A 23,893-nucleotide genomic window follows, 5' to 3' on the forward strand; every position below is an offset into this window, starting at 1 on the left:
TTCGATGCAGTCGTTTTTTTTTGTGGTGCCGAATTGATTGACTGCGCGCTCGGCGCCGAGCGCGTTTAAGACTGCTTGGAGGTCTAATTGAACAAAGACATGAAAATCCTCATCGTTGACGACTTTTCGACGATGCGGCGGATCATCAAGAACCTGTTGCGTGACCTGGGCTTCACCAACACCGAAGAAGCCGACGATGGCACCACGGCGCTGCCGATGCTGGAGAACGGCCACTACGACTTCCTGGTGACCGACTGGAACATGCCAGGCATGTCCGGTATCGACCTGCTGCGCAAGGTGCGGGCACACGACCGCCTCAAGGGCATGCCGGTGCTGATGGTGACCGCCGAAGCCAAGCGCGACCAGATCATCGAAGCGGCCCAGGCCGGGGTCAACGGCTATGTGGTCAAGCCATTCACCGCCCAGGTGCTCAAAGAAAAGATCGAGAAGATCTTCGAACGCGTCAACGGCTGAGTCACGTCAGGGGGCGCCATGGAGTCACAGAACAACTCTCTGGGTGAGTTCGAATCAACCCTGAAGAAGCATGCCCAGGAACTGGTCGAGAGCCTCGAGCGCGGCCGGTTTGGCGAGGCGGTGCAGCTGATTCACCAGCTGAACCAGACCCGCGACCGTGGCCTGTATCAGGAAGTCGGCAAGCTCACCCGTGAACTGCACAGTGCAATCGTCAGCTTCCAGATCGACCCGGCCATGCCGCAGGCCGAGGAAGTCTCGCAGATCACCGATGCCACCGAGCGCCTCTCCTACGTGGTGCGCCTCACCGAGGGCGCGGCCAACCGCACCATGGACCTGGTGGAGGAGAGCACGCCCGTGCTCAACGACCTCGCGAGCGAGGCCCAGGACCTGTCCGCCGACTGGCAGCGCTTCATGCGTCGCGAGGTGGCGGCGCCGGAATTCCGTGAACTGGTCAAGCGCGTCGACAGTTTCCTGACGCACAGCGCCGAAGGCAATCGCAAGGTCGCCGGCCACCTCAACGACATTCTGCTGGCCCAGGACTACCAAGACCTGACCGGGCAGGTGATCAAGCGGGTGACCACGCTGGTCACCGAAGTCGAAAGCAATCTGCTCAAGCTCGTGCTGATGGCAAGCCAGGTCGACCGCTTTGCCGGTATCGAACATGACCACCAGCAGCTGCGTGCTGAAAAAGATCAAGAAAAACATCCGACTCGGGGTGAAGGTCCGCAGATTCATGCCGATAAGCGTGAAGACGTCGTGTCCGGTCAGGACGATGTCGACGATCTGCTATCCAGCCTGGGTTTTTAAGGAGCACGTTTAATGAGCTTCGGCGCCGATGAAGAAATCCTTCAGGATTTCCTGGTAGAAGCCGGCGAAATCCTCGAGCTACTGTCCGAGCAACTGGTCGAGCTGGAAAGCCGGCCCGATGACGCGGACCTGCTCAATGCGATTTTCCGCGGTTTCCACACTGTAAAAGGGGGCGCCGGCTTCCTTCAGCTCAACGAGCTGGTGGAGTGCTGCCATATCGCCGAGAACGTGTTCGACATCCTGCGCAAAGGTGAGCGCCGGGTCGACGCGGAACTGATGGACGTGGTGCTCGAGGCCCTCGACACGGTCAACAGCATGTTCAGCCAGGTTCGCGAGCGTTCGGACATCACCCCGGCCACGCCGGAACTGCTGGCGGCACTGTCGCGCCTGGCCGAGCCAGGTGGCGCACCCGCTCCGGCGCCGGTCATCGAGGCCGCCCCGCAGGCCGAAGCCGAGCCGGACATCACCGACACCGAGTTCGAGCAACTGCTCGACTCGCTCGATGCGGTCAAGGCGCAAGCCGAAGTCCATGAGCAACTGCAGGGTGAAGAGGTCGGTAACGGCGGTGACGAGATCACCGACGCCGAGTTCGAATCGCTGCTCGATCAACTGCATGGCAAGGGCCAGTTCTCGGCGGAAGCCGCGCCGAGCGCGCCTGCGGCTGCCGCTGCGCCTGCCAGCGACGAAATCACCGACGACGAATTCGAGTCGCTGCTCGATCAGTTGCACGGCAAGGGCACCTTCGCCGTGGACGCCTTGCCGGCTGCCGCCGCGCCGGCGACCAGCGCGGCATCGCCCGCGCCAGGTGGCGAGGAGATCAGCGAGCACGAATTCGAGGCATTGCTGGACCAGTTGCACGGCAAAGGCAAATTCTCGGGCGACGCCGTCGCCAGCGAGACGCCTGCCGCCGCCGTAGCCGCGCCTGCCGCCGCCAAGGTGGAGGCCAAGCCTGTGGCCAAGCCCGCGCCGGTTGCAGCCCCTGCTGCCGCCAAGCCAGCCGCCCCGGCCGCGTCAGCCGCCCCAGCCCGTGCCGCCGCACCGGCCGCCGAAAAGCACGGCGCCAGCGAAGCGGAAACCACGGTGCGGGTCGATACCGCGCGCCTGGACGAGATCATGAACATGGTCGGCGAACTGGTGCTGGTGCGTAACCGCCTGGTGCGCCTGGGGCTCAACAGCGGCGACGAAGCCATGTCCAAGGCCGTGTCCAACCTCGACGTGGTCACCGCCGACCTGCAGACCGCGGTCATGAAGACCCGCATGCAGCCGATCAAGAAGGTCTTCGGGCGCTTCCCGCGCCTGGTTCGCGACCTGGCCCGCCAGTTGAAGAAAGAGATCAACCTGGAGCTGGTCGGCGAAGAGACCGACCTGGACAAGAACCTGGTCGAGGCGCTGGCCGACCCGTTGGTGCACTTGGTGCGCAACGCCGTCGACCATGGCGTCGAGATGCCGGACGAGCGCGAAGCCTCGGGCAAGTCGCGCATGGGCCGGGTGGTGCTGTCCGCCGAACAGGAAGGCGACCATATCCTGCTGTCGATCTCCGACGACGGCAAGGGCATGGACCCGAGCATCCTGCGCGCCAAGGCCGTGGAAAAGGGCCTGATGGACAAGGACGCGGCCGACCGCCTGAGCGAGTCGGACTGCTACAACCTGATCTTCGCCCCGGGCTTCTCGACCAAGACCGAGATTTCCGACGTGTCCGGCCGCGGCGTGGGCATGGACGTGGTGAAGACCAAGATTTCCCAGCTCAACGGCTCGATCAACATCTTCTCGGCCAAGGGCCAGGGCTCGAAGATCGTCATCAAGGTGCCGCTGACCCTGGCGATCATGCCGACGCTGATGGTGATGCTGGCCAACCAGGCGTTCGCCTTCCCGCTGGTCAACGTCAACGAGATCTTCCACCTCGACCTGTCACGCACCAATGTGGTCGACGGCCAGGAAGTGGTGATCGTGCGCGACAAGGCGCTGCCGCTGTTCTACCTCAAGCGCTGGCTGGTCCAGGACCACGAGCACGAAGAGCAGCATGAAGGTCACGTGGTGATCCTGTCGGTCGGCACCCAGCGCATCGGTTTCGTGGTCGACCAGCTGGTCGGCCAGGAAGAAGTGGTGATCAAGCCGTTGGGCAAGATGCTGCAGGGCACGCCAGGCATGTCCGGCGCGACCATCACCGGCGACGGTCGTATCGCGCTGATCCTCGACGTTCCGAGCATGCTCAAGCGTTACGCCGCCCGGCGTATTTGATTTCGGTGGCGCGCCCTGGCGGGTGCGCCACCTAATGGAGTGTTTATGGCAGTCAAGGTCCTGGTGGTGGATGATTCCGGTTTCTTCCGCCGCCGTGTCTCGGAAATTCTCTCGGCGGACCCGACGATCCAGGTCGTGGGTACCGCGACCAACGGCAAGGAAGCGATCGACCAGGCGTTGGCGCTCAAGCCCGATGTCATCACCATGGACTATGAAATGCCCATGATGGATGGCATCACCGCGGTGCGGCACATCATGCAGCGCTGCCCGACGCCGGTCCTGATGTTCTCCTCGCTGACCCACGAAGGCGCCCGCGTCACCCTCGACGCCCTGGATGCCGGCGCGGTCGACTACCTGCCGAAGAACTTCGAGGACATCTCGCGCAACCCGGAGAAGGTCAAGCAGCTGCTGTGCGAAAAGGTCCATACCATTTCCCGCAGCAACCGCCGTTTCAGTGCCTATTCCAGCCCGGCGCCAGCCGCTGCGCCGGCACCGGCCAGCAGCCATGCCCCGGCCAGCAGTTTCAGCAGCAGCGCCCCTGCGCGCACTGCCGTCCCGGCCCGTGCCGCAGCCCCGGCCGCCACGCATTCGCCGGCGCCCAAGCGCAAGCCGTACAAGCTGGTCGCCATTGGCACCTCCACCGGTGGCCCGGTGGCGCTGCAGCGGGTGCTCACGCAATTGCCCGCCGGATTCCCGGCGCCAATCGTGCTCATCCAGCACATGCCGGCGGCTTTCACCAAGGCCTTCGCCGAGCGCCTGGACAAGCTGTGCAAGATCAGCGTCAAGGAAGCCGAGGACGGCGACGTGCTGCGCCCGGGCCTGGCGCTGCTGGCTCCGGGTGGCAAGCAGATGATGGTCGACGGCCGTGGCACGGTGAAGATCCTGCCGGGTGACGAGCGCCTGAACTACAAGCCTTGCGTCGACATCACCTTCGGTTCCGCCGCCAAATCCTATGGCGACAAGGTGCTGTCGGTGGTACTCACCGGCATGGGCGCCGATGGCCGCGAAGGCGCGCGCCTGCTCAAGCAGGGCGGCAGCACCGTGTGGGCCCAGGATGAAGCCAGCTGCGTGATCTATGGCATGCCCATGGCCATCGTCAAGGCCAACCTGGCCGATGCCGTGTACAGCCTGGACGAGATCGGCAAGCACCTGGTCGAGGCGTGCGTCTGATGGATGTCTTGAGCCTGATCGGCCTGATCCTCGCGTTCGTCGCCATCGTCGGCGGCAACTTCCTCGAGGGTGGTCACGCCGGTGCGTTGATCAACGGCCCGGCAGCCCTGATCGTGCTGGGCGGCACACTGGCAGCAGCGTTGCTGCAGTCGCCGCTGTCGTCGTTCAAGCGCGCACTGCAGATTGTGCGCTGGATCTTCTTCCCGCCACGGGTCGACCTCGCCGGCGGCATCGACCGTGTGGTCAACTGGAGCCTGACGGCGCGCAAGGAAGGCCTGCTGGGCCTGGAAGGCGTCGCCGATGCCGAGCCCGATCCCTATGCGCGCAAGGGCCTGCAACTGCTGGTGGACGGCGCCGAGCCGGAAGCCATCCGCAGCATCCTTGAAGTCGACTTCCTGACCCAGGAAGCCCGCGACATCCAGGCGGCCAAGGTGTTCGAGAGCATGGGCGGTTATGCGCCGACCATCGGTATCATCGGTGCGGTGATGGGCCTGATCCATGTGATGGGCAACCTGGCCGATCCGTCGCAGCTGGGCAACGGCATCGCCGTGGCCTTCGTCGCCACCATCTATGGTGTGGCCAGCGCCAACTTGATCTTGTTGCCGATCGCCAACAAGCTCAAGGCGGTCACCCTGCGCCAGTCGCGTTACCGCGAAATGCTGCTCGAGGGCCTGCTGTCGATCGCCGAAGGCGAGAACCCGCGCTCGATCGAGCTGAAGCTGCAAGGCTTCATGGAGTAAGCCATGGCCCGCCGTCGTAAAACCGAAGAGCACGAGAATCACGAACGCTGGCTGGTGTCGTATGCCGACTTCATTACCTTGCTGTTCGCCTTTTTCGTGGTCATGTACTCGATCTCGTCGATCAACGAGGGCAAGTACAAGCAAATCTCCCAGGCGCTGATCGGCGTATTCAACGACCCTGAACGCAGCATGAAGCCGATCCCCATCGGTGATGAGCGGCCGCTGAGTGTCAAGCCGGCCGAGCCGCTGATCAAGGACAGCGAGCAGACCGACGCAGGCCTGGCGCAGACCAGCGTCGACCCGCTGAAGACCATCACCGACGATGTGCGCGACGCCTTCGGCGACCTGATCAAGTCCAACCAGATGACCGTGCGCGGCAACGAGCTGTGGGTGGAGATCGAACTCAACTCCTCGCTGCTGTTCGCCAGCGCCGACGCCATGCCGAGCGACGTGGCCTTCGAGATCATCGAGAAGGTGGCGAAGATCCTCAAGCCGTTCGCCAACCCGGTGCACGTCGAGGGCTTCACCGACAACCTGCCGATCCGTACCGCGCAGTACCCGACCAACTGGGAGCTGTCGTCGGCGCGGGCGGCGAGCATCGTTCGCCTGCTGGCGATGGAAGGGGTCAACCCGGCGCGCATGGCTTCGGTGGGCTACGGCGAGTACCAGCCGGTGGCCGGCAACGACACCGCCGATGGCCGCGCGCGCAACCGCCGCGTGGTGCTGGTGATCTCGCGCAACCTCGAAGTGCGCCGCAGCCTGACCGGCAGCGGCAGCGCCAATGCCACCCCCGATGCCGCCATGCGCCGCGCTGGCACACAAAGTGCACCAGCCACGCCAGCACCGTCGACCGGGGGCTGAATCCGTCAAAACCCCGTCATTGAATTTCACACCGTTCCCGGCGAGGCTGTCGGCCATACCGGGAGGAAGCAACGCACGATGAGAGTCTGGGCAGTAGCCAATCAAAAGGGTGGCGTCGGCAAGACCACCACCACCATCGCCCTCGCTGGCCTGCTGGCCGAGGCGGGCAAGCGCGTGGTCGTCGTCGACCTCGACCCGCACGGTTCGATGACCAGCTACTTCGGGCACAACCCCGATGCGCTCGAGCACAGCTGCTACGACCTGTTCCTGCACAAGGGCACGGTGCCCGAGGGCCTGCCGGGCCAGCTGCTGCTGCCCACCAGCGACGAGCGCATCTCGCTGCTGCCGTCGAGCACCGCGCTGGCCGTGCTGGAGCGCCAGTCGCCGGGCCAGAGTGGCCTGGGCCTGGTGATCGCCAAGAGTCTGGCGCAGCTGTGGCAGGATTTCGACTTCGCCCTGATCGACAGCCCGCCCCTGCTGGGCGTGCTGATGGTCAACGCCCTGGCCGCCAGCCAGCAGCTGGTGATCCCGGTGCAGACCGAATTTCTCGCGGTCAAGGGGCTGGAGCGCATGGTCGGTACCTTGGCCATGGTCAACCGCTCGCGCAAGCAGGCCTTGCCGTACCAGATCGTCCCGACCCTGTTCGACCGCCGCACCCAGGCCTCGCTGGGCACCCTCAAGGTGCTGCGCGACACCTACGGCGACCAGGTCTGGCAGGGCTACATCCCGGTCGATACGCGCCTGCGTGACGCCAGCCGCAACGGTGTCACGCCGTCGCAGTTCGACGGCAAGAGCCGTGGCGTGGTCGCCTACCGGGCGTTGCTCAAGCATCTGCTCACTTACCGTTCCGCGCTGCAGGTGGCCTGATGAACTCGGCACCGCACATCACCAGCAAACCGCAACTGGCCCTGCAATCCTACCTCGACGGCCTGTTGCAGGAGGCCACCGAGACGCTCGACCTGCCCGAGTCGCCTGAAGCCGCGACGGTAGACGAGACAGGTGAGGCGGATGAGGCGCCCAGCGACGAATTCGAGGCTGCGGTCCGCGAAGAGCAGGCCCTGGATGCCAAGCGCCACGCCAACCCGGCGCCGGTGGCGGCACGGCCGTTCGCCGAGCCCCAGGCCAAGGTGCTGCCGACTGTCCTGCCACCGGTGCAGCCAGTACCTGAGCCGGTCGTCAGTGTGGTCGACACTGAGGTGGTGGCCGAGGCCAGCATCCCGGTCCTGACCGAAGTACAGGCCGCCGAGCCCATCGCACCGCTGGTCGATGTCCACTTGCCTGCGCCTGCTGCACCGGTGCCACCGGCCACGGTCGATGGTCGCCCGGACTGGGCAGCCGAGCCGTTCGAATGCCTGCTGTTCGATGTAGCCGGGCTCACCCTGGCGGTGCCACTGGTGTGCCTGGGCTCGATCTACAGCCTGGCCGGCCAGGAGCTGACGCCGTTGTTCGGCCAGCCGGACTGGTTCCTTGGCATCCTCAGCTGCCAGGCCGGCAACCTGAAGGTGCTGGATACCGCGCGCTGGGTCATGCCCGACCGTTACCGCGATGATTTTCGCCAGGGGCTGCAATACGTCATTTCCGTCCAGGGCTACGAATGGGGGCTGGCCGTGCACCAGGTCAGCCGCTCCCTGCGCCTGGACCCGAACGAGATCAAGTGGCGCAGCCAGCGTGGCCAGCGCCCCTGGCTGGCCGGCACGGTGATCGAGCACATGTGCGCGCTGCTGGATGTCGCCGCGCTGGCCGAGCTGATCGCCAGCGGTGCCGTCAAGCAGATGAACACCAAACACAACTGAATCAACGCCGCTACTGCCGCGGCAATACAGAGCACACCGCCGATGGCGGGTTTAGAGGGCTAGGGGAATGAAAAAGTCGTCTGCACAAGGTTCCGAAGATCCGATCCTGCAGTGGGTAACCTTCCGTCTGGACAACGAGTCCTACGGCATCAATGTCATGCAGGTGCAGGAAGTCCTGCGCTACACCGAGATTGCCCCGGTTCCGGGCGCCCCCAGCTACGTGCTGGGCATCATCAACCTGCGCGGCAACGTGGTGACGGTGATCGACACCCGCCAGCGCTTCGGCCTGATGTCCACCGAAGTCACCGACAACACCCGTATCGTCATCATCGAGGCGGACAAGCAGGTGGTCGGCATCCTCGTCGACAGCGTCGCTGAAGTGGTCTACCTGCGCCAGTCGGAGATCGAGACCGCGCCGAACGTCGGTAACGAAGAGTCGGCCAAGTTCATCCAGGGCGTGTGCAACAAGAACGGCGAGCTGCTGATCCTGGTCGAGCTGGACAAGATGATGACCGAGGAAGAGTGGTCCGAGCTGGAGAACATCTGAGTTGATCTTCGAGGTTGCTGTTATCTTCCTGGCGCTGCTCTGGGCGCTGAGCCTGTGGTTCTTCCTCAACTACAGCAAGCGCCAGCGCGAGCTGGCCGCCCAGCAGGCCCAGGGCGATGCCCTGCGCGACCAGCGCATCAAGGACCTGGCCAAGCGCCTGGACGACTACCAGAACGGCACCGTGCGCATGGGCGAGGCCATCCATGAACTGCGCGCGGTGGTGGCGCCACTGCCCGAGAAGCTCCAGCAACTGGAGCAGCGCGATCCCAACAGCGTCACCTTTACTCAAGCGGCCAAGCTGGTGGGGATGGGGGCCAGCGTCGAGGAGCTGACCCAGACCTGCGGGCTGACCCAGGCCGAGGCGCAGCTGATGAGCAAGCTGCACCGCGGCGAGTGATGATTTGGGCGACGCAAGTCGCCCAACTTCTATCAGGCTTTGCCCCAGGAATGGTAGTTGCCGATTTTCACAACGCTACTCAGCGCCTGGTCGTTTTTCTTCGCCAGGGAGAGGGCGTCGATCAAATCTTGCGTGAGGAACAGAGGGTTGTTCTGAGGGATTGACTCCAGGTTGGTCACCTGGCGCAGCAGGCGCAGCCTGGGCAGCTCCTGGTCAACCACATCGTTGAGCAAGCCAGGTCCGGTCATCCTGCTCAATTCCCTGGCGTAGGCTTCGTAGTTGGCCTCGCCACGCAACGCCCGGGTGTCATAGAACGTCGGATTGTCCAGGAAGCGTTCGCGCATCATTTCGCGGATGATACCCAGGGTCGCGTTGTCCGCATGGCTGCCGATCATGTTGGAGTTGTAGGCGCAGTGCATGTCCAGCAGTTCGTTGTTCACAGGGCCGCCCAGCACAAGACCATCGGGTGTCGTGGCCAGGCGGGTCGAGTCGATCACCGCGTCGGCGTCAGGATTGTCGCCCAGGGTGCGCAAGGTGTCGTCGACGTCCATGTAGATGCCGCCCTCCGAGTCAAGCAACGCGTACCGGAGCACGTCGCTGGCCGATGAGTAGTTCGTTCCTTCGAGGGCCCGTTGGTACTGTTCGAAGTACTCGGTTTCCTTGAAGTCCATATAGAAGGGTTGGTCTTCCAGCGGCAGTACCTGCAGCTTCTCGGAGAACCTGGCCAGTCTCGCCAGGTTCCGCTGGTACACTTGCGAATCGGCATTCGACAGGTACATCCGATAGGCGTACCTGGTGTTGCGCAGGCTTTTGACGTTGGCGGCGACGATCTCCAGCAGGTCATCGGGGATGCTTTTGTCGCCTACCCAGATGCTGAGAATCTGTTTGGGTATTGGCGCCAGTTCCGCGCTGTCAACCTGGGGGATTTGGATGGGCAATTGCAAGTCCACGCCCAGTGCGCGCAATGTCCCCATGCGCATTTCGTCCGTGACTGGGCGATTGGCTGTGTCAATGGCAACCAGCTCGGAGCTTTCGGCGGTGGCTTGATAATAGGTCGGCGCCACGTTGTTGGCATCCGACTTGAGGATGAACGCATCGTATTCAGTGTCGTACAGCACTTCGACTTCGCGTTCATTCAGGATCGCTCCCATTCCCCTGTAGCCATTTCTCCCGTCAAAGGCGAGTCGGGTGATTCGTGTGGCCACCGGGCTTTGCTCTGTAGGCACCGGGCGCACCCGGGACGTGGGGGAAGAGAAGAAATCTGCCGCCGTCTCGTCTGCCAGGCGGGGTGGTTTGATTGGGCTCAAGGGGTAACCCAACTGATCGTTCAGTCGTAGCGGTGTGACGAATCGTGGACTTTTGCCATTGAAAAGAACGTGTAGACGGTGCGCCGGCAGCAAGAGCAACGGCGCGGCATTGAGCAGGCCGAACTCGATGTTGCCCACTCCATCGGCTTTGTCTTCGAGCGTCTTGCCATTGATCGCCTGATCGATCCCCAGGCCGAATTGCGCCATGCCGCCGGCGGCCAGTAACGGGATGAGCTCCGGAGCCAGCAGCGCCAGAGGGGCCAGCAGGTTGAGAGAAGCCTCCAGATAGCCACGCCAGCGTGCCTTGGTCACTTGCGCGTTGCTGGTGATGATGAAGTCGGCATCGGCATAGCTGCGTTCACGCTGGCGCTGCGAGAGGGCGGCAAACAGTTCGCCTTCGAGCGGCGGGCTGTACTCGTCGGCCTTGTAGTCGACGTAGTCGCTGGGGGGCCAGCGGCCATCGATGGTGAAGCCTGGTCGGTTGGGTGAGCGATGGTGAATGCCCGGATAGGCGCCAAGGCCGTCCAGCGCGGTATCCAGGCCGCTGAATTCAAGGCCGTCGGGGATGTCCGCCAGATTGAAATACTGGCTCAGGCTCAGGCGTTTTTCGGTGTTGCGGCATTGTTCCCCGAACCAGTCCTTCATGGCGGCCATGCTGTCGAACTCATGGAAGGGCGATGCATTGCCTGGCAGATAAAGCAGTACTTGCTGCTGTGCTTGGTCAGCGATGCTAATCAGGTCGGTGGCGACATAGCCATAAACGTTCAAGGGCCTGATCTTCAGATCGGGGGCGCTTGGCACGAGCCCGGCAGCTTGCCAGGCAAGCTGTCGGCCAGCGTCGCTCAACGAGCCTTCCTCGACCTGTTTGTTGCAGGCGGCGATGAAGCTGATCTGCTGGGACTGCCGGTGAGTGTCCATCGCTTGTTGCCAGTAATTGTCCAGCATGGCGACGAAGCGGCTGTGAAAATCCAGTGTCCAGATGAACTGCTGCATTGCCTCGACATCGACTGGCAGGTGCGTGGTGCTGTCATAGCGGGCGGGGGTAGACCTGCGGAACAGACCGTTGAAAACCGAGAAACGGGCGCTATTGTCAAACGGCCCTGGTTCCGGCAGGTGCTCGACGATAGTCAGCGGACCGTTTGGCAACGTGCCTGCCCAGCCGCCAGGGAACAACTGGCCGATCAGGTTCTTGTTGGTTTCACCTTGCCAGTCCAGGAGCACCGCCTGGGTGAGAGAAAGGCGTTGGACGATGACGGCCTGGTTACCACGATAGTGCAGGGTGACCACGTCGGTCTGGTCTGGGTCAAGGTTATGGCCCTGTCTCAGGGCCCATTCACGAATGGCGCTGGAAGCGTGCCGGTCGGGGCGGGGGATGTTCTGCAGGTGGTCGCGGATGAATTGTTCGCCCGCGTCGTTTACGAAAGTGGAAGCCATGAGAGCTGATCCGTTTGGATAAATGAGGCACCACGGTAGCGAAGCGAATGGCTCAAGCTGCTGTATAGGGTTACTACATCAGGCTGAGGGGGAGTGGTTGTGCAAGTTGCACCGGGAAGGTAAAGCAAGGGCGACCTTCAGGTCGCCCTTGCTGCATCAGGGTCTGGCCCAGGAGTGGAAATTGCCGACTTCGGCCACCTGGTTGAGCGGTATGTCGCCTGTCGCGGCCTCCCGCAAGGCGGCCTCCACAGGGGCCACCAGATACATGGCGTTATGTTGCGGCAGGGCGTGCAGGTTAATGACCTGGCGCAGTGCCCGTAGCCGTGGCAAGCGCTGGTCGATCACATCGTTCAGCAGGCCTGGCCCGGTCATGTGGCTCAGACGCAGGGCGTAGGCATCGAACTCGGGGCTGTCCACCACCGGTCTGTGGTCGTAGAAGTCTCGGTTGGCCAGGTAGCGCTCGTGCATGGCGTCCGAAACTGCCTGCAGTGTCGGGTTGCCGGCGTGGCTGCCGATCATGTTGGTGTTGTACTGGCAGTACATCCCCAAGGAGTCGTTGTTCATCGGGGCGCCCAGTATCAGGCCGTCCGGTGTGGTGGCCAGGGTGACCGAGTCGATTGCGGCGCGACTCGGGTTTTCTGGGTGGGCAGGGTCGGCGGCCAAGGTGTCGTCGACGTCCAGGTACAACCCGCCTTCCTCGGCGAGCAGGGGGTAGCGCAGGATGTCGGATGCCGAGGAGAAGTTCGCGCCAGCGCCACCAACGGCATCGCGGTACTGCTCGAAGTACTTGCTGTCGCGGAACCTCGCGAAGAATGGCTGTTCTTCCAGGGTCAGGACGTCGAGATTCGGTGCCTGCGCGGCCAGTAACCGCAGGTTTTCACTGAAGGCCTGGGCGTTGGCGTTGGACAGGAACAGCCGGTAGGTGTAATGGCTGGTGGTGACGCGCTGGCTGTTGCGCGCGATCGTGGTCAACAGCTTGGGGGCGATCACTTTGTCGCCAATCCAGATGCTCGAAATCTTCCGGGCAATCGGCGCGCGCAGCTGCGCCTCGAAGGGTGGAACCTCCAGGGGCAACTGCACATCCACGCCCATGGCTCGCAGGCTGCTTGTGCGCATCGAGTCGGTGACGGCGCGGGTGCGCGGCTCCACCTCGACCAGCCCGCGGCTTTGCGCCGATACCTGATAGCAGGCTGGGCTCACTTCGTTAGCCTCGGACTCGAGGATGAAGGCATCGTGTTCGCTGTCGTAGAGAACCAGCGTGTTGTAGCCGTTCAACACGGACTGAAGTTGTCCTTCCGAGTCCTCGGAGACGGGCACGCGCACCAGCCACTGCGCGATGTCGGCATCGCCGCCGGGCAAGGGGGGCACCGTCGAGCCGAACAGGCCGACCAACTGGCGTTCCGGTACTGCGGGAGGTGTGATCGGGCTTAGCGGATAGCCCAGTTGGTCATTCACCCGGCTGGGAAACACGAAGCGCCTGCCTTTGACGGGGTATTGCACGCGAGGCTCCGCCAATGGCCGCAGGGCGAGCGGCGCTGCGTTCATCAGGCCGAACTCGATGTTCGTCACGCCCTCTGCCTTGTCGTCGAGTGTCTTGCCGTTTATGGCCTGGTCGATCCCCGCCGCGAACTGGGCGATGCCGCCAATGGCAAGCAGTGGTGCCAGCTCCGGCAGCACCACGGCCAAGGGTGCCAGCAGGTTGATCGTGCTGACCAGATAGCCGCGCCAGCGCGCCTTGGTCACCTCGTGGTCGCTGGTGATGATGAAGTCGGCATCTGCATAGCTGCGTTTGCGTTGGCGCAGGCTCAGGGCCGCGAACAGGTCGTCTTCGATTGCTGGGCTGTATTTTTCTGGGCGGTAGTTGACGTAGTCCCTGGGCGACCAACGGCCGTCGGTGGTGAACCCTGGCCGGTTTGGCGAGCGGTGGTGGATGCCAGGGTAGGTGCCCAGGCCCTCGAGGGCGGTGTCCAGGCCACTGAAGTCCAGCCCGTCCGGGGTGTCGGCCAAGTTGAAGTGCTGGCGCAGTTGCTGGCGCTTTTCGGGGTTCTGGCATTGTTCGCCCAACCAGTCCTGAAGCGCGGTCATGTTGGTGAACTCATGCAGTGGCGAGGCGTTGCCGGGCAGGTAGAGCAGCACTTGCGGTCGGGCGTTGTCGGTGATGCACAGCAGGTCGGTAGCGGCGTAGCCGTAGATGTTCAGGGGCCTGATCCGCAGGCTGTTCGCACGGGGCATCAGGCCGGCGGCCTGCCAGGCCAGCTGGCGTGCGCTATCGCTCAGCGAGCCTTCGCTCACCTGCTTGTTGCAGGCCGCGACGAAACTGACGCGGATCGCCAGTTGGTGGCCGGACAGGCTGCTGCGCCAGTAGTCGTCCAGCATGGCGGTGAAGCGGGTGTGGAAGTCCAGGCCCCAGATGAAGCGCTGCATGGCCTCGACATCCACGGGCAGATGCGTCGTGGTGTCGTATTGGCGGTTGCTGGTGCAGCGGAACAGGCCATTGAACACCGAATAGTCGGCGCCGTTCTCCAGTGGCCCGCGAGCGGGCAGATGATCGACGATTTGCAGTGGGCCGGATGGCAGTGTGCCGGACCAGTGGCCTGGGAACAGCTGCCCGACCAGGTTCTTGTCGGTCTCGCCCTGCCAGTTCGAAAGTACTGCCTCGGTCAAGGACAAACGCTGTGCGACGACTGCCTGGTTGCCCCGGTAATGCAGGGTGACGACGTCGGTTTGCTCTGGGTCCAGGTTCACCCCCTGACGGGTGGCCCAGTCACGGATGGCCTTGGCGGCGTGTTTGTCGGGGCGAGGTATGTGCTGCAGATGATTGCGGACAAGTTCTACGCCGAAGGTGTTGATGAAGGATGAAGGCATGGTTGAGTCGACCTGATTGAGGGAATCAGGCGTAACGTTGACTCAACTTGTATGGGTGTTTGCGGTAGTTGGATAGTGCAGGTTCCGCCCGCGTTCAACTGTAGGAGCGGCTTTAGCCGCGATCACCCGCAAGGCGGGTGCCACGCACCGTGATGCCCGCATCGCGGCTAAAGCCGCTCCTACAGAATCGCTGTCAGTGCGTATCCGAGCCCGCTGGCAGGAAGACCTGTTCAGGCGTGATATCCCGCGGTGGCGCGGGCTGGTCGTCGAAGCCCACCGGCACCTTGCCACGCAACTGCCAGGCAAAGGCGATGATTTCGGCGATGGTCAGGTACAGCGCCTCGGGGATCTGCTCGCCCAGTTCCAGCCGCGCCAGCAGGCGCACCAGTTCGGCGTTCTCGTAGATCGGCACTTCATGCTCGCGAGCGATGGCGAGGATGGCTTCGGCCAGCTCATCGTCGCCCTTGGCACTCAGGGTCGGGGCTTGTTGGCCGTCGTAGCTCAGGGCGATGGCCTGGCGGGGTTGCTTGTAGGTCATGCGGTTTCGTCCACCCAGCGTTGTTCCAGACGTGTGCGAGGGCCTTGTGGTGGCGTGCCTGGGTGGCATTCCAGGTCGCCGACATCCAGGCCGCGCGCCAGCAGGCGTTCGCGCAGCGCACCGAGCTGGTTGGCGATCAGGCGCGCGGTCTGCTCCTGCTCCGCCCACAGTTGTCCCGACAGCCGTCCTTGGAGCAATTGCGCCTGGACCTGCAACGGGCCGAGTGGTGACAGGTCGAAGGCTAGCTCGATGCGCCAGACGGCTTCGAGCGGATCACGGGTTTCGCGTTCACGCTCGGCCTGCTGCTCCGGGGTTTCCTCGCGCTGCAGCTTGACTTGCAGGGGAATGAAGTCCTGGCCGTGGCGGATGGGGATTTCGGTTTGCCAGGTGGTCTGCTGGTTGCCGTTCTCCAGCGGGCCCGATTGCTGCAGGCTGGACAGCGCGTGGCTTTGCAAGCGCGATACCGCGGCGGCGGCCAGGCGCAGCAACTGTTGCAGGTCGCCTTCGTTTTCCAGGCTCTGCAACAGGCGCGAGGGCAGGGGGAAGGCGCCGGGTAGCTGGCGTGGGGTCACCTGGCCAAGCATGCCCAGGGCACTTCGGGCGAAGCCGGGCAACGCCTGGGCCAAGGTGCTGGTCAGCGCGGGGGGGGGCGTTTGGCCCGTTATCGGGGTGGTCAACTGTGCGACCAACCTGACCAATTGCGTCTTCAGGTCCGCTGTCACGCCGCTTACCTGGCCGCCCAGCAGCTTGGCCTCGAGGAAGGCGCCGCTGTCGTTCAAGGCTTGCGCGAGGTTCTTCGCATCGCCCAGCTGGCGGGCATCGGGCAAGCTGGCCAGCAGCCGCTCGGCACTGGCGCGCAGCTGCGTTCCGGCATCGCCCGAGGTGGCGATTTGCTGCAGGGCGTTGAGCAGGCTTGGCAGTGAGGCCTGCTGGCCCTGCTGGGTCAGCAGTTGCTGGGCGATGGCCAATTGGTCCTGACGGCCACTGAGAGGAACAAAACGCAACGACTGGTCACCTTGCACCAACGCGCTCAGCAGGCTGCCGACAGGTAGCGGGCGTGGGCTGTCGATGGTCAGGGTGGCGCCCGCCTGGCTACTGTTGAGCAGGCTCACCAGTGAGCGGAAGCTGGCGATCTCGCCTGCATTGCGTGGCAGTGCCTGGCTGGTCAGGACCTTGCCTTGCAGCAGCGTCCCCACCGGGACCTGGTTGGTATCCAGGCGGGTGAGGGTGGCGATATTGTTGGCATTGACCTGTTGCACCATGACCGCCAGGCGGTTGCTCTCGGTCTGGCTGACCGTGATCTGGCTGCCCTGGGGCAGGGGCTGACCGGCACTGGCCTGCAACTGAGTCTGGTTGCCGTTGGCCTGGGTGAGGCGCAGCAACATCTGGAAGTCCGGGCCGACTTGGCGCATCGACATGACTTCGGCACGCGCGGTCTCGCCTGGGGCCAGCAAGCCGGGCTGCGGTTGCAGCAGGCGCAGCAGCTCGCCGGTCATCGCGGCCTTGGTCGCCTGGGGGGCTAGCGCAGTTTGTGCGCCGAGACTATTGATTTCAGTCATGATTGTATACAACCTGTCGGACCAGCCCTCTTGGCAGCGGGGCAGTGCGTGCAATAATGCTCGCCGCCTGCCACTGCCAGTATAACGGCAGCGAGCAGGGGCACTTGAGACACTAGGTTGATGATCGGTGTCGCTTGCTTCGCGGGTAAACCCGCTCCTACAGGTTCGGCATGATCCCTGTAGGAGCGGGTTTACCCGCTAAGCAGGCGACACCGGACATGAGCCCAACCGCATAAGGCATAACCGTGACCCTTCACCTCCAAGCCGTGGGCCTGGCCTGCGAGCGCGACTGGCGACTGCTGTTCGAGCACCTGGATTTCGAGCTGCGCCCCGGCGACATGTTGCAAATCGCCGGCCCCAACGGCAGTGGCAAGACCAGCCTGCTGCGCTTGCTGGCCGGGCTGATGCAGCCGACCGCCGGGCGCATCCTGTTCAATGGCCAGCCCCTGGCTGAACAGCGTCATGCGCTGGCCAGCATCCTGCTATGGATCGGGCACGCCGCAGGTATCAAGGATCTGCTCACTGCCGAGGAGAATCTCGCCTGGCTCTGCGCCCTGCATCAGCCGGCCAGCCCTGATGCCATCTGGCGCGCCTTGGAGGCTGTCGGTTTGCGTGGATTCGAAGATGTACCTTGCCACACCCTGTCCGCCGGCCAGCAAAGGCGTGTCGCCCTGGCCCGCCTGCACCTGGACAGCCCACCGCTGTGGATTCTCGACGAGCCCTTCACCGCCCTCGACAAACAGGGTGTGGCGCAGCTTGAGGCGCACCTGGCGGCGCATTGCGAGCAGGGTGGCACCGTGGTGCTGACCACCCACCACACCCTCGAACGCAAGCCGTCCGGCTACCGCGAACTGAACCTGGGGCAGTGGGCGGCATGAGCGTATTCCTTCTTCTGCTGCGCCGCGAGGCGCGCCTGCTGTTCCGCCGTCCGGCGGAGCTGGCCAACCCGCTGGTGTTCTTTGCCATCGTCGTTGCTTTATTCCCGCTGGCGGTCGGTCCCGAGACGCAATTGTTGCAAACCTTGTCTCCGGGACTGGTCTGGGTCGCGGCATTGCTGGCCGTGCTGCTGTCGCTGGACGGGTTGTTCCGCAGTGATTTCGAGGATGGTTCGCTGGAGCAGTGGGTGCTGTCACCGCACCCACTGGCCATACTGGTGCTGGCCAAGGTACTGGCGCACTGGATCTTTTCCGGCCTGGCGCTGGTATTGTTGGCGCCATTGCTGGCGCTGATGCTCGGCCTGCCCGCCAGTTGCCTGCCGGTCCTGCTGGCCTCGCTGCTGCTGGGCACGCCGGTACTGAGCTTGCTGGGCGCGGTGGGCGCCGCGCTGACGGTCGGTCTCAAGCGCGGCGGTTTGCTGCTGGCGTTGCTGATTCTGCCGTTGTATATCCCTGTATTGATCCTGGGCAGTGGCGCGTTGCAGGCCGCGTTGCAGAATATGCCGGCGACCGGCCATCTGCTCTGGCTCGCCAGCCTGACTGCCTTGGCTGTGACATTGGCACCCTTTGCGATCGCGGCCGGCCTGAAGATCAGCGTCGGCGAATAACGAGTCCCGGGCACCGCAGCCCGGCCAATACCCTGGATGTACCCTGATGAAAATGAGTTGGACGTGGTTCCACAAGCTGGGCTCCCCCAAATGGTTCTATGCCATCAGCGGCCGCATGCTGCCGTGGCTGACCGTGGCCGCCATCCTGTTGCTGCTGGTCGGCATCACCTGGGGCCTGGCCTTCGCCCCCCAGGACTACCAGCAGGGCGACAGTTTCCGCATCATCTATATCCACGTCCCGGCGGCGATGCTGGCGCAGTCCTGCTATGTGCTGCTGGCGGTGGCCGGGGTGGTGGGCCTGGTGTGGAAGATGAAACTGGCCGATGTCGCCTTGCAGTGCGCGGCACCGATTGGTGCCTGGATGACCGCGGTGGCGCTGGTCACCGGCGCGATCTGGGGCAAGCCCACCTGGGGCAGCTGGTGGGTCTGGGATGCACGCCTGACTTCCATGCTCATCCTGCTGTTCCTGTACTTCGGCATCATCGCCCTGGGCCAGGCCATCAGCAACCGTGACAGCGCGGCCAAGGCCTGCGCAGTGCTGGCCATCGTCGGGGTGGTGAATATCCCGATCATCAAGTATTCGGTGGAGTGGTGGAACACCCTGCACCAGGGCGCCACCTTCACCCTCACCGAAAAACCCGCCATGCCGGTGGAGATGTGGCTGCCGCTGCTGCTCACGGCGCTGGGTTTCTACTGCTTCTTCGGCGCCGTGCTGCTGCTGCGCATGCGCCTCGAAGTGCTCAAGCGCGAGGCGCGTGCCAGTTGGGTCAGGGATGAAGTGATGAACAGCCTGGGTCGGGAGACAGCACGATGAGCTTCGCCTCCTTCAGTGATTTCCTCGCCATGGGCCACCATGGCCTGTACGTGTGGTCGGCCTACGGCATCTGCCTGGCGGTGCTGGCGCTCAATGTCGCCGCGCCACTGCTGGCTCGCCGTCGCTACCTGCAAGAAGAGGCGCGCCGTCTGCGCCGGGAGAGCAAACCTTGAATCCGCAGCGCAAGAAACGCCTGTTCCTCATCCTCGGCCTGCTGGTCGGTGTCGGCGTGGCCGTGGGCTTCGCCCTGAGCGCCCTGCAGCAGAACATCAACCTGTTCTACACCCCGACACAGATCGCCAATGGCGAAGCGCCTCTGGATACCCGCATCCGCGCCGGCGGCATGGTCGAGAAAGGCTCGGTGCAGCGTTCGGCCGATTCGCTGGACGTGCGCTTCGTGGTCACCGACTACACCAAGTCGGTGCCGATCACCTACCGTGGCATTCTCCCCGACCTGTTCCGCGAAGGGCAGGGCATCGTCGCCCTCGGCAAGCTCAATGCCGACGGCGTGGTGGTAGCGGATGAAGTGCTGGCCAAGCACGATGAGAAATACATGCCGCCCGAAGTCACCAAGGCGCTCAAGGAAAGCGGCCAGGCTGCCAGCGACGCGGGGGCCAAGCCATGAATGCGGCCCTGGTGATCCCTGAACTGGGCCAGCTGTCGATGATCCTGGCCATCTGTTTTGCCGCCGTGCAGGCCACGGTACCGTTGCTCGGTGCCTGGCGCGGTGATTCGTTGTGGATGGGCCTGGCGCGTCCGGCGGCCTGGGGGCAGTTCGCGTTCCTCGCCTTCGCTTTCGCCTGCCTCACGCATGCGTTCATGACCGACAACTTCTCGGTATCCTATGTGGCCAGCAACTCCAACAGCGCCTTGCCCTGGTACTACAAGTTCAGTGCGGTGTGGGGCGCCCACGAAGGCTCGTTGCTGCTGTGGGCACTGATCCTCGGTGGCTGGACCTTCGCCGTCTCGGTGTTCTCGCGCCAGTTGCCGCAGGTGATGCTGGCCCGGGTGCTGGCAGTGATGGGCATGATCAGCGTGGGCTTCCTGTCGTTCCTGATCATCACCTCCAACCCGTTCCAGCGCCTGCTGCCGCAGGTGCCGGGCGACGGTCGCGACCTCAACCCGTTGTTGCAGGACTTCGGCCTGATCGTCCACCCACCGATGCTGTACATGGGCTACGTGGGCTTTTCCGTAGCCTTTGCCTTCGCCATCGCGGCGTTGCTCGGCGGGCGCCTGGACGCGGCCTGGGCGCGCTGGTCGCGGCCGTGGACCATCGTAGCCTGGGCATTTCTCGGTGTGGGCATCACCCTGGGTTCGTGGTGGGCTTACTACGAGCTGGGCTGGGGTGGCTGGTGGTTCTGGGACCCGGTGGAAAACGCCTCGTTCATGCCCTGGCTGGTGGGCACTGCGTTGATCCACTCGCTGGCGGTCACCGAGAAACGCGGTGTGTTCAAGAGCTGGACCGTGCTGCTGGCCATTGCCGCGTTCTCCCTGAGCCTGCTGGGCACCTTCCTGGTCCGCTCCGGGGTGCTGACCTCGGTGCACGCCTTTGCCGCCGATCCATCGCGGGGCATCTTCATCCTGTTCTTCCTGCTGTTCGTGGTCGGTGGCTCGCTGACGCTGTTCGCCCTGCGCGCGCCGGTGGTCAAGAGCCAGGTCGGCTTCGCCCTGTGGTCCCGTGAAACCCTGCTGCTGGCCAACAACCTGGTGCTGGTGGTGGCGGCGTCGACGATCCTGCTCGGCACCCTGTATCCGCTGGTGCTCGATGCCCTGACTGGCGCCAAGCTGTCGGTTGGCCCGCCGTACTTCAACGCATTGTTCCTGCCGTTGATGGCGTTGCTGATGCTGGTGCTCGGCGTAGGCGTGGTGGTGCGCTGGAAGGACACGCCCGGCAAATGGCTGGCGAGCATGATGACCCCGGTGCTGGTCGGCAGCGCGGTGCTGGCGCCGGTTGCCGGGTTGATCGTCGATGACTTCGACTGGCCGATCCTGAGCGTGTTCGCCCTGTCCGCCTGGGTGGTGTTCAGCGGTGTGCGCGACATCCTCGACAAGACCCGCCACAAGGGCCTGGTCAAAGGCCTGGCCGCCCTCAATCGCAGCTATTGGGGCATGCACCTGGCGCACCTGGGCCTGGCGGTGTGCGCCCTGGGGGTGGTGTTGTCGAGCAACAACAGCGCCGAGCGCGACCTGCGCATGGCGCCAGGCGAGGCCGTCGAGCTGGGCGGCTACCACTTCCTGTTCGAAGGTGCGAAGCACTTCGAGGGGCCGAACTTCATCTCCGACAAGGGCACCGTTCGTGTCTCGCGCGACGGCCGCGAAGTGACCGTGCTGCACCCGGAGAAACGCCTGTACACCGTGCAGCAATCGATGATGACCGAGGCCGGTATCGACGCCGGCTTCACCCGCGACTTGTATGTCGCCCTGGGCGAGCCGCTGGAAAACGGCGCCTGGGCGGTGCGGGTGCATATCAAACCCTATGTCCGCTGGATCTGGCTGGGTGGTCTGTTGACCGCGCTGGGCGGTTTCCTGGCGGCCCTCGACCGGCGCTACCGCGTCAAGGTCAAAGCCCGGGTGCGTGATGTACTGGGTGTGTCTGGAGCGACTGCATGAAGCGTTGGATCATGGTAGTGCCACTGGCGGTGTTCCTGCTGGTGGCGGTCTTTCTCTACAAGGGGTTGTTCCTCAAGCCCGACGAGTTGCCCTCGGCGATGATCGGCAAGCCGTTCCCGGCCTTCTCCCTGGGTACCGTGCAAGGTGACCGCACGCTCACCCAAGCCGACCTGATCGGCCGCCCGGCGCTGGTCAATGTGTGGGGTACCTGGTGCCCCTCGTGCAAGGTCGAGCACCCGTACCTCAACCAGCTGGCCGAGCAGGGCGTGGTGATCCACGGCGTCAACTACAAGGACGACAACGCCGCCGCGCTGAAATGGCTGGCCGAGTTCCACAACCCATACCAGTTGAATATCGCCGACCCGCAAGGCTCGTTGGGCCTGGACCTGGGTGTGTACGGCGCGCCGGAAACCTTCCTGGTCGACGCGAAAGGCATCATCCGCTACAAGCACGTGGGCGTGGTCGACGCCACGATCTGGCGCGAACAGCTGGCACCGCTGTACCAGGGCCTGGTTGACGAGGCCCGGCCATGAAGCGCTGGCTCGCAGCCGCCGTGCTGGGCATGAGCCTGGCCGGCGTGGCCAAGGCGGCCATCGACACCTATCAGTTTCGCGACGAAGCCGAGCGTGAGCGATACCAGCAACTGACCAAGGAGCTGCGCTGCCCCAAGTGCCAGAACCAGGACATCGCCGACTCCAACGCGCCGATCGCCGCCGACCTGCGCCGCGAGATCTTCCGTATGCTCGGCGAGGGCAAGAGCAATCCGCAGATCGTCGACTTCATGGTCGACCGCTATGGCGACTTCGTGCGCTACAAGCCGGCGCTCAGCGGGCGTACCTGGCTGCTGTGGTTCGGCCCGGGCATCCTGCTGGCCGGTGGTTTCGTGGTGTTGGCGGTGATCGTCCGCCGCCGTCGCAACCAGGCCGTGGCCGGCACACCGGAACTGTCCGCCGCTGAACGCGAGCGTCTCGCCAAACTGCTGGAAAAAGAAACCAACCATGACTGAATTCTGGCTCAGCGCGGGCCTGTTGCTGCTCGCCGCCCTGGCATTCCTGTTGATTCCCATCCTGCGCGGCCGTCGCCGCCAGCAGGCCGAACAGGACCGTACCGCGCTCAATGTGGCGCTCTATGAAGAGCGGGTCGCCGAACTGGCAGCCCAGCAGCAGGCGGGTGTGCTCGATGCCGGGCAGCTGGCCAGGGGCCGTGACGAGGCAGCCCGCGAACTGCTGGCCGACACCGAGCGCAACGACGCGTCCGTTCAAGGCCATCTGGGCAAGGCGGTTCCGCTGCTGGCATCGGTGCTGGTACCTGCCATGGCGCTGGGGCTGTACCTGCACTTCGGCGCCGCCGACAAGGTCGAATTGACCCAGGAATTCGCCAGCGCGCCGCAATCGATGCAGGAAATGACGGCGCGTCTGGAGCGTGCCGTGAAGGCCCAGCCGGACTCCGCCGAAGGGTTGTACTTCCTCGGTCGGGCGTACATGGCCGATCAGCGCCCGGCGGATGCCGCCAAGGCCTTCGAGCGTGCCGTGGCCCTGGCCGGGCGTCAGCCCGAGCTGCTCGGGCAATGGGCCCAGGCGTTGTACTTCGCTGCCGACAAGCAATGGAGCGCACAGCTGCTGGCACTGACCGACGAAGCACTGAAGGCTGACCCACGGGAGGTCACCAGCCTTGGCCTGCGAGGTATCGCCGCCTTCGAGGGCGAGCGCTATCAGGAGGCCATCGATTTCTGGCAACGCCTGCTCGCGCAACTGCCGGAAGGTGACGCCTCGCGCGCCGCGCTGCAGGGCGGTATCGACCGCGCTGCGGACAAACTGAAGGCCTCCGGTGGCAAGGTGGCCGAGGCGGCGCGTCTGAAGGTGCGGGTCGAACTGGCTGCGGCGCTCAAGGACAAGGTGCGCCCGGATGACACGGTGTTCATCTTCGCCCGTGCCAGCAATGGGCCACCCATGCCCTTGGCCGCCAAGCGTGTCACCGTGGCGCAGTTGCCCATCGAGGTGGAGCTGTCGGATGCCGATGCGATGATGCCGCAAATGAAACTGTCGGACTTTGCTGAAGTCCAACTGGTTGCCCGGGTCTCGCGCGCCGGTGTTCCCACCCGTGGTGAATGGAAAGCCCAGGGGGCGCCCCTGGCCACCACTACGCGAGTACCCCAGCACCTGGTAATCGACAGCCCCGACTCATAAGAGAGCAGCC

Annotated in this window: 23 protein-coding genes; 19 read left to right on the forward strand and 4 right to left on the reverse strand. The window is 64.2% G+C overall.

Translation table 11 applies throughout. The features are described 5' to 3' along the window. The first annotated feature begins 99 nt into the window (after positions 1–99). The 10 genes from NGM28_RS12500 (at position 100) to NGM28_RS12545 (ending at position 9,027) form a co-directional block, all read left to right on the forward strand. A complete protein-coding gene (locus NGM28_RS12500; RefSeq protein ID WP_011534888.1) occupies positions 100–474 on the forward strand; it encodes a chemotaxis response regulator CheY in 375 nt (124 codons plus the stop codon). Between the two features lie 18 nt (positions 475–492). Next, entirely contained in the window at positions 493–1,281 is a 789-nt protein-coding gene (locus NGM28_RS12505; RefSeq protein ID WP_011534887.1) for a protein phosphatase CheZ, read from the forward strand. 12 nt (positions 1,282–1,293) lie between these two features. Then, the gene (locus NGM28_RS12510) at positions 1,294–3,519 is read left to right on the forward strand and encodes a chemotaxis protein CheA (protein ID WP_252090381.1); all 2,226 of its coding nucleotides are present in this window, start codon (positions 1,294–1,296) and stop codon (positions 3,517–3,519) included. Between the two features lie 45 nt (positions 3,520–3,564). Next, positions 3,565–4,689: a protein-glutamate methylesterase/protein-glutamine glutaminase gene (locus NGM28_RS12515; RefSeq protein ID WP_240064259.1), complete on the forward strand. Its 1,125-nt coding sequence runs from the start codon at positions 3,565–3,567 to the stop codon at positions 4,687–4,689. Then, entirely contained in the window at positions 4,689–5,429 is a 741-nt protein-coding gene (locus NGM28_RS12520; RefSeq protein WP_011534884.1) for a flagellar motor protein, read from the forward strand. The genes NGM28_RS12515 and NGM28_RS12520 overlap by 1 nt, the downstream gene beginning before the upstream one ends. Before the next feature lie 3 nt (positions 5,430–5,432). Next, positions 5,433–6,290 (forward strand): flagellar motor protein MotD, encoded by an 858-nt coding sequence (motD, locus tag NGM28_RS12525; protein WP_213657705.1) that lies wholly within the window; start codon positions 5,433–5,435, stop codon positions 6,288–6,290. Positions 6,291–6,368: 78 nt separating this feature from the next. Further along, complete coding sequence (locus tag NGM28_RS12530; protein ID WP_011534882.1) at positions 6,369–7,157, forward strand: ParA family protein; 789 nt, start codon at positions 6,369–6,371, stop codon at positions 7,155–7,157. Beyond that, complete coding sequence (locus tag NGM28_RS12535; protein ID WP_252090382.1) at positions 7,157–8,083, forward strand: CheW domain-containing protein; 927 nt, start codon at positions 7,157–7,159, stop codon at positions 8,081–8,083. The genes NGM28_RS12530 and NGM28_RS12535 overlap by 1 nt, the downstream gene beginning before the upstream one ends. A 67-nt stretch (positions 8,084–8,150) precedes the next feature. Next, entirely contained in the window at positions 8,151–8,630 is a 480-nt protein-coding gene (locus tag NGM28_RS12540) for a chemotaxis protein CheW (protein WP_213657703.1), read from the forward strand. Position 8,631: 1 nt separating this feature from the next. Beyond that, complete coding sequence (locus tag NGM28_RS12545) at positions 8,632–9,027, forward strand: DUF2802 domain-containing protein (RefSeq protein ID WP_213657702.1); 396 nt, start codon at positions 8,632–8,634, stop codon at positions 9,025–9,027. Positions 9,028–9,059: 32 nt separating this feature from the next. Here NGM28_RS12545 and NGM28_RS12550 read toward each other — a convergent pair whose 3' ends face one another. The 4 genes from NGM28_RS12550 to NGM28_RS12565 all read right to left on the reverse strand — a co-directional run bounded on the left by NGM28_RS12550 (position 9,060) and on the right by NGM28_RS12565 (position 16,730). After that, positions 9,060–11,768 (reverse strand): dermonecrotic toxin domain-containing protein, encoded by a 2,709-nt coding sequence (locus tag NGM28_RS12550; RefSeq protein ID WP_252090383.1) that lies wholly within the window; start codon positions 11,766–11,768, stop codon positions 9,060–9,062. A 156-nt stretch (positions 11,769–11,924) separates the two neighbouring features. Continuing rightward, the gene (locus tag NGM28_RS12555; protein ID WP_252090384.1) at positions 11,925–14,633 is read right to left on the reverse strand and encodes a dermonecrotic toxin domain-containing protein; all 2,709 of its coding nucleotides are present in this window, start codon (positions 14,631–14,633) and stop codon (positions 11,925–11,927) included. 193 nt (positions 14,634–14,826) lie between these two features. Further along, positions 14,827–15,171 (reverse strand): EscU/YscU/HrcU family type III secretion system export apparatus switch protein, encoded by a 345-nt coding sequence (locus NGM28_RS12560; RefSeq protein ID WP_240064256.1) that lies wholly within the window; start codon positions 15,169–15,171, stop codon positions 14,827–14,829. Then, positions 15,168–16,730 (reverse strand): flagellar hook-length control protein FliK, encoded by a 1,563-nt coding sequence (locus NGM28_RS12565; protein ID WP_252090385.1) that lies wholly within the window; start codon positions 16,728–16,730, stop codon positions 15,168–15,170. The genes NGM28_RS12560 and NGM28_RS12565 overlap by 4 nt, the downstream gene beginning before the upstream one ends. Positions 16,731–16,975: 245 nt before the next feature. Between NGM28_RS12565 and ccmA the strand changes: the two genes are divergently transcribed. The 9 genes from ccmA to ccmI are packed head-to-tail and all read left to right on the forward strand — an operon-like array spanning position 16,976 to position 23,883. Then, a complete protein-coding gene (ccmA, locus tag NGM28_RS12570) occupies positions 16,976–17,608 on the forward strand; it encodes a cytochrome c biogenesis heme-transporting ATPase CcmA (RefSeq protein WP_240064254.1) in 633 nt (210 codons plus the stop codon). After that, positions 17,605–18,273, forward strand: coding sequence for a heme exporter protein CcmB (gene ccmB / locus NGM28_RS12575; RefSeq protein WP_240064253.1), 669 nt, complete (start codon positions 17,605–17,607; stop codon positions 18,271–18,273). The genes ccmA and ccmB overlap by 4 nt, the downstream gene beginning before the upstream one ends. A 46-nt stretch (positions 18,274–18,319) precedes the next feature. Next, positions 18,320–19,087 (forward strand): heme ABC transporter permease, encoded by a 768-nt coding sequence (locus tag NGM28_RS12580; RefSeq protein ID WP_011534873.1) that lies wholly within the window; start codon positions 18,320–18,322, stop codon positions 19,085–19,087. Further along, positions 19,084–19,260: a heme exporter protein CcmD gene (gene ccmD, locus NGM28_RS12585; RefSeq protein ID WP_011534872.1), complete on the forward strand. Its 177-nt coding sequence runs from the start codon at positions 19,084–19,086 to the stop codon at positions 19,258–19,260. The genes NGM28_RS12580 and ccmD overlap by 4 nt, the downstream gene beginning before the upstream one ends. After that, complete coding sequence (ccmE, locus tag NGM28_RS12590) at positions 19,257–19,712, forward strand: cytochrome c maturation protein CcmE (RefSeq protein ID WP_240064252.1); 456 nt, start codon at positions 19,257–19,259, stop codon at positions 19,710–19,712. Before ccmD ends, ccmE begins: the two co-directional genes overlap by 4 nt. An 11-nt stretch (positions 19,713–19,723) precedes the next feature. Then, complete coding sequence (locus tag NGM28_RS12595) at positions 19,724–21,697, forward strand: heme lyase CcmF/NrfE family subunit (RefSeq protein ID WP_252090456.1); 1,974 nt, start codon at positions 19,724–19,726, stop codon at positions 21,695–21,697. After that, positions 21,694–22,230, forward strand: a complete 537-nt coding sequence (locus NGM28_RS12600; protein WP_252090386.1) for a DsbE family thiol:disulfide interchange protein — start codon at positions 21,694–21,696, stop codon at positions 22,228–22,230. The genes NGM28_RS12595 and NGM28_RS12600 overlap by 4 nt, the downstream gene beginning before the upstream one ends. Next, positions 22,227–22,703: a cytochrome c-type biogenesis protein gene (locus tag NGM28_RS12605; RefSeq protein WP_213657693.1), complete on the forward strand. Its 477-nt coding sequence runs from the start codon at positions 22,227–22,229 to the stop codon at positions 22,701–22,703. The genes NGM28_RS12600 and NGM28_RS12605 overlap by 4 nt, the downstream gene beginning before the upstream one ends. Continuing rightward, a complete protein-coding gene (gene ccmI / locus NGM28_RS12610) occupies positions 22,696–23,883 on the forward strand; it encodes a c-type cytochrome biogenesis protein CcmI (RefSeq protein ID WP_240064249.1) in 1,188 nt (395 codons plus the stop codon). The genes NGM28_RS12605 and ccmI overlap by 8 nt, the downstream gene beginning before the upstream one ends. The last annotated feature ends 10 nt before the right edge of the window (positions 23,884–23,893 follow it).

Origin of the sequence: Pseudomonas sp. MWU13-3659 (assembly GCF_023757525.1) — a bacterium.
In the GTDB taxonomy this organism is placed as follows: domain Bacteria; phylum Pseudomonadota; class Gammaproteobacteria; order Pseudomonadales; family Pseudomonadaceae; genus Aquipseudomonas; species Aquipseudomonas entomophila_E.

Coding starts and splice junctions, on each gene's coding strand:
- NGM28_RS12565 (WP_252090385.1), bottom strand. CDS start 16,730: ATGACTGAAATCAATAGTCTCGGCGCACAAACTGCGCTAGCCCCCCAG.
- NGM28_RS12515 (WP_240064259.1), top strand. CDS start 3,565: ATGGCAGTCAAGGTCCTGGTGGTGGATGATTCCGGTTTCTTCCGCCGC.
- NGM28_RS12555 (WP_252090384.1), bottom strand. CDS start 14,633: ATGCCTTCATCCTTCATCAACACCTTCGGCGTAGAACTTGTCCGCAAT.
- NGM28_RS12540 (WP_213657703.1), top strand. CDS start 8,151: ATGAAAAAGTCGTCTGCACAAGGTTCCGAAGATCCGATCCTGCAGTGG.
- motD (WP_213657705.1), top strand. CDS start 5,433: ATGGCCCGCCGTCGTAAAACCGAAGAGCACGAGAATCACGAACGCTGG.
- NGM28_RS12535 (WP_252090382.1), top strand. CDS start 7,157: ATGAACTCGGCACCGCACATCACCAGCAAACCGCAACTGGCCCTGCAA.
- ccmB (WP_240064253.1), top strand. CDS start 17,605: ATGAGCGTATTCCTTCTTCTGCTGCGCCGCGAGGCGCGCCTGCTGTTC.
- NGM28_RS12530 (WP_011534882.1), top strand. CDS start 6,369: ATGAGAGTCTGGGCAGTAGCCAATCAAAAGGGTGGCGTCGGCAAGACC.
- NGM28_RS12605 (WP_213657693.1), top strand. CDS start 22,227: ATGAAGCGCTGGCTCGCAGCCGCCGTGCTGGGCATGAGCCTGGCCGGC.
- NGM28_RS12520 (WP_011534884.1), top strand. CDS start 4,689: ATGGATGTCTTGAGCCTGATCGGCCTGATCCTCGCGTTCGTCGCCATC.
- NGM28_RS12505 (WP_011534887.1), top strand. CDS start 493: ATGGAGTCACAGAACAACTCTCTGGGTGAGTTCGAATCAACCCTGAAG.
- NGM28_RS12510 (WP_252090381.1), top strand. CDS start 1,294: ATGAGCTTCGGCGCCGATGAAGAAATCCTTCAGGATTTCCTGGTAGAA.
- NGM28_RS12600 (WP_252090386.1), top strand. CDS start 21,694: ATGAAGCGTTGGATCATGGTAGTGCCACTGGCGGTGTTCCTGCTGGTG.
- NGM28_RS12580 (WP_011534873.1), top strand. CDS start 18,320: ATGAAAATGAGTTGGACGTGGTTCCACAAGCTGGGCTCCCCCAAATGG.
- NGM28_RS12560 (WP_240064256.1), bottom strand. CDS start 15,171: ATGACCTACAAGCAACCCCGCCAGGCCATCGCCCTGAGCTACGACGGC.
- NGM28_RS12500 (WP_011534888.1), top strand. CDS start 100: ATGAAAATCCTCATCGTTGACGACTTTTCGACGATGCGGCGGATCATC.
- NGM28_RS12550 (WP_252090383.1), bottom strand. CDS start 11,768: ATGGCTTCCACTTTCGTAAACGACGCGGGCGAACAATTCATCCGCGAC.
- ccmD (WP_011534872.1), top strand. CDS start 19,084: ATGAGCTTCGCCTCCTTCAGTGATTTCCTCGCCATGGGCCACCATGGC.
- ccmI (WP_240064249.1), top strand. CDS start 22,696: ATGACTGAATTCTGGCTCAGCGCGGGCCTGTTGCTGCTCGCCGCCCTG.